Below are 553 nucleotides of genomic sequence, written 5' to 3' on the forward strand. Positions count from 1 at the left end.
CGACAGCCAGTGCGTTCTCGCTGTGGCGCTCCATCCGCAGTGGCAGCGTCTCTATCCCCTGTAACGTTTGCCAAGCGTCGAACGGAGCCTGCTGGTTGCCCAAATCGCGCATTCCACGGGCGATCGCAGCATAGGTGAACGCCTCCTCGCCGAACGTCTCCACGAAATTGACGCCGTGGTAGGCAGGGTTGTCTTGAGCGAGTTCGGGATACTTCTCGGCGTGCTCGGCCCACGGGAACGTCCCACCGTCGACGACGACACCACCGACGGTCGTGCCTGAACCGTGGAGCCACTTCGTCGTCGAGTTCCACACGAGATCGGCACCGTGTTCGATCGGACGACACAGCGCAGGCGTCGCGAACGTGTTGTCGACAAGCAGCGGGACACCACGATCGTGGGCGATATCCGCTACGCGCTGGATGTCCGGCGTATCGAGCGCGGGATTGCCGATCGTCTCGAAATGGACGTAGGCGGTATCCTCGTCGATAGCGTCGGCATATGCCTCGTAATCGAGCGGATCGACGAACCGGGTGGTTATCCCCCGCCGTTCGAC

1 protein-coding gene is annotated in these 553 nt (G+C 62.4%); it reads right to left on the reverse strand.

Annotation, left to right across the window (positions count from 1 at the left end):
• Positions 1 to 553, reverse strand: a 553-nt coding sequence (locus PHA81_RS20885; protein ID WP_273838812.1) for a PLP-dependent transferase, incomplete at both ends; no start/stop codon positions are given.

Source organism: Halococcus sp. PRR34, assembly GCF_028617175.1.
Classification (GTDB): Archaea; Halobacteriota; Halobacteria; order Halobacteriales; family Halococcaceae; genus Halococcus; species Halococcus salifodinae.